The 3,923-nt window shown below is 59.5% G+C and carries 3 protein-coding genes; 1 reads left to right on the top strand and 2 read right to left on the bottom strand.

Going from position 1 to position 3,923, the window contains the following annotated elements:
- The coding region (locus HQL63_15935) for a hypothetical protein (GenBank protein ID MBF0178313.1) at window positions 1-260 on the bottom strand (260 nt) is incomplete at its 3' end.
- Between the two features lie 68 nt (window positions 261-328).
- Window positions 329-1,003, bottom strand: a complete 675-nt coding sequence (locus HQL63_15930; GenBank protein MBF0178312.1) for a sulfite exporter TauE/SafE family protein — start codon at window positions 1,001-1,003, stop codon at window positions 329-331.
- 416 nt (window positions 1,004-1,419) lie between these two features.
- On the opposite strand from HQL63_15930, the gene HQL63_15925 reads away from it, so the two are divergent.
- Window positions 1,420-3,849: a heavy metal translocating P-type ATPase gene (locus HQL63_15925; GenBank protein MBF0178311.1), complete on the top strand. Its 2,430-nt coding sequence runs from the start codon at window positions 1,420-1,422 to the stop codon at window positions 3,847-3,849.
- Window positions 3,850-3,923: the final 74 nt, after the last annotated feature.

Raw genomic sequence — 3,923 nt, 5'->3', positions numbered from 1 at the left:
CCCTTCGTCCCGGCCTGTTTCCCCTTCTCACCCCCCCCTCCTCTTTCTGCCCTGTCTCCTTGATCAGGCCTGCTCCCCCCATCCGCCTTGTCGCCCCGATCCGACATCCTGCCCCTCTCCACCTCGTCTCCCCAAGGCATATGACCCAGAATGGCCAGGTCTGAACCAAACCGGTACACCCCCCCCAACCCCACCACCAAAAGCGCCGCCAACCCAACCAACCAGCGCCACCATGCGGATCCACGGACACCATCGTTCATGATCCCTCTCCCTTGGACCGCAGCAACATCACCACAGTGCTGTTTACTGCCGGCGCCTTTCCCAGGCATTACAGCCACCCGCTCATGACGATGCCCCGCTTGATCTCGAACAATGCCATCGCCACGATCCACAATCCCAGTGCAACCGTCAGACGGCGACGACCAAAGTGACCCAACAGACCGGAAACATAACCCAGTACCAACATGGCTGGCATGGTTCCCAGTACAAACAACGCCATGACCAACATGCCACCCGAAATCGACCCTGTGGCCATGGCCTTGGCCTGGAAGGCCCAATGCATGCCACAAGGCAGCAAACCAGTCAACACACCCAAGGGAAATGTGCGCCAGAAAGCGGCTCCGGAGAGCCAGGGAGTCATCCGCCGCACCAGCCACCCTCCCCCGGTAAAAGTCAAGACAAACAAGCCCAGGGCCTCCAAAGCAAAAAACAGCATCATCAGGCCAACCAGAATGTGCAGCAAACCCACCACGCCGGTCAAACGCCCCGAAACGGAGACCAATGAACCGATCCACCCCGCCACGGCCCCAATGGTTAGATAGGTCACAAATCGTCCCAGATGGTATAGCATGTGGGGCCAAAGTCGTCTTCCATGCCAGAACGGCAATCCGTCCGCCCTCCCCAGAGAGCAGGCCGCCACCAGCGCGCCGCACATCCCCAGGCAATGACCCGAACTCAATAATCCACCCACAAAAACCATGCCCCAATCCAACTCCATCGCCATGATCGCACCTCGCACCCCGTCACGTTCGGAGCGTTGCCGGGTGGTGAATAGTTACAAAATCGGCAACTATTCAGCCTTGCAAACATTTTTTTGGCGGGCGCTGAACAGATACCTGTCTTATATTTTAAAATAGTAGCTATTCGGCACTCTTTCAAGAAAAGCTTGAACATGAAAGCCTTTGTCATGGCTTCGCCCCGAACCCCACCAGGAGAAAGGGCACAACCCTTCCTCCTGGACCTCCATCCCAGTCTTTTAAACGTTTTTCATGAAAGCCTTTGTCAGGACTTCGCCCCGAGCCCCACCAGGAGAAAGGGCACAGCCCTTCCTCCTGGACCTCCATCCCAGTCTTTTAAACGTTTTTCATGCTTGAACCTCCGCCCCCTGGACCCTAACCTTTTCCACGGAGTTGTCCGAACATGGATGCCGATACCTGCTATCACTGCGGCCTTCCCAATCCTGTCAAAGGGTCCATCCAGGCATTGCGGGAAGGAACAACCCGCTCTTTTTGCTGTATGGGGTGTCATGCTGCATTCGAGTTGATCCAGTCAGCCGGCCTGGATGCTTTCTACCGCCAACGGGAAGCCTCGATTGCCGGACGCCCTGAAGAGTTGACCGCTCAGGAGTGGGATCTGCTGCACAGCACGGTGTTCCAGGCCCATCACGTGCGCCCCGCACCGGATGGCCTGGTCGAAACCGACCTGCTCCTGAGCGGCATCCATTGCGCCGCCTGCATCTGGCTGAATGAACAGGTTTTACAGCGCCTGCCTGGCGTGGTTTACGCCCGGGTCAACTTTTCCACCCACCGCGCCCTGGTAAAATGGCGACCCGAAGAGACCCACCTGGCCAACCTCATCATCGCCCTGCGACGCATCGGCTATCGGGCAGAACCCTATGATGCCACTCGATTTCCTTCTCATTTTCAACAACAAAGCCGGGATTTACTGCTGAGGATCGGGGTGGCTGGTTTTGGCGCCGGCAACATCATGATCATCGCCGTAGCCCTGTATGCCGGCTACTTCCAGGGTATGGCAGCACAGCACAAGCAATTTTTTCACCTCGTCTCCTGGCTGGTGGCTACACCGGTGGTGCTTTACAGCGGCTGGCCCTTTTTCCGGGGCGCCTGGAATGGCCTGCGTGTGGGCCACTTGACCATGGATCTCCCCATTACCCTGGGTATCGTAATCACCTACGGCTACAGCGTCAACATTGTTTTGGCTGAGCATGGTGAAGTCTATTTTGACTCTGCCTGCACGTTTCTGCTCTTCCTGCTGGTTGGCCGCTATCTGGAGTTTTCCGCCCGACGCAAAAGCAGCCAGGCCACGGAACGACTTCTGCGGCTTGAACCCCTGGAAGCCACGTTGCTGGAGGAGAATGGGCCGCGTGTCGTACCGCTGTCGGCCATCGCACTTGGCGACCGGTTGTTGATTCGGCCAGGAGAGCGTTTTCCGGTGGATGGCACCATCCTCACCGGTACCACGGCGACGGACGAATCTCCGCTGACCGGCGAAAGCCTGCCCGTCAGCCGCGCACCCGGGGACCGGGTCTTGGCAGGAGCCACCAATATCGATGGAACCGTCACCGTGGAAACCGTCGGCATGGGCGGCAACACCACCCTGGCCCGCATGGCCCGGCTGGTCGAAGCCGCCCAGAATGATCGTCCCCCTCTGCAAACCCTGGCGGATCGCGTGGCGCGCCATTTTGTGGCAGCCATCTTGGTGCTGGCCCTGGCCACGTTGCTCTATTGGTGGCCCCAGGATGCCGGACAAGCCTGGCAACATGCGGTCGCACTGCTCATCATCACCTGTCCCTGCGCCCTGGGATTGGCCACGCCCGTCGCCTTTGCCGTGGCCAGCGGCACGGCTGCCCAACTCGGCATTCTGATCAAACAGGGCGCCGCCCTGGAGCTGTTGGCCAAGGCGAATCTGGTCGTTTTGGATAAAACCGGCACCCTGACCCGGGGTCAACCCCAGGTCACGGCGCTCTACCCCGAAACCGGCGTGAGCAGCGAGCGCCTCCTGACCCTGGCGGCCCAGGCTGAACAAGGATCCGAACATCCCGTTGCCCGCGCCATCGTGACCAGAGCCCGACGTGACTTTCCCTCCGCCACCCTGGAAACGCCCCTGACCTTGCACAACCACCCCGGCCTGGGAATCGACGTGACGTGTCGGGAAGGTGTGTTGCAGGCAGGCAATCGTGTTTTTCTCGGCCAGACCCTGGGCAGGGCGCAGCAGGAACCCAATCAGGATCCCCACATCACCTGGGTGGGATGCGCCCTGAACGGGCAACTTTTAGGATGGATCGCCCTGACCGACACCCTGAAACCCGATGCAGAGCAGACGGTCCAACAGTTGCGCCAGATGGGTCTTGCAGTCTGGCTGCTCTCCGGTGACCGGGATCCAGTGGTCCAGATGGTCGGCAGAGAAGTTGGCGTCGATCAGGCCATGGGAAACCTGCTGCCCCAGGAGAAGGAACAAATCATCCAACAGCAGATCCAGGCCGGGCAGTGCGTGGTCATGGTCGGAGATGGCATCAACGATGCGCCCGCCATGGCCCGCGCCCACGTGGGCATCACGGTCAACGATGCAGCGGATTTGTCGATATCCGCTTCAGGGGTCGTCATGCTCAACCCGCACCTCACCGCGTTGACCACTCTGATTCGGCTTGCCCGGCGGACATTCCGCATCATCCGGCAAAATTTTGCCTTGTCCATTTTCTACAACACCCTGGCCATTCCTTTGGCGGTGACCGGACATGTGCTGCCCGTGGTGGCCGCGATCGCCATGCCCCTCTCCAGTCTGGCGGTGGTGATCAACGCCCTGCGTCTCAGAACCCCAAAAAAACGGTAACAGTTCAGCACCCTTTCAGGAAAAGCCCGGATATGAAAGCCTTTGTCAGGGCTTCGCCCCGAACCCCACCAGGA

The sequence above is a fragment of the Magnetococcales bacterium genome, from assembly GCA_015231175.1.
In the GTDB taxonomy this organism is placed as follows: domain Bacteria; phylum Pseudomonadota; class Magnetococcia; order Magnetococcales; family DC0425bin3; genus HA3dbin3.
This window is presented reverse-complemented; position numbering and strand designations above follow the sequence as displayed.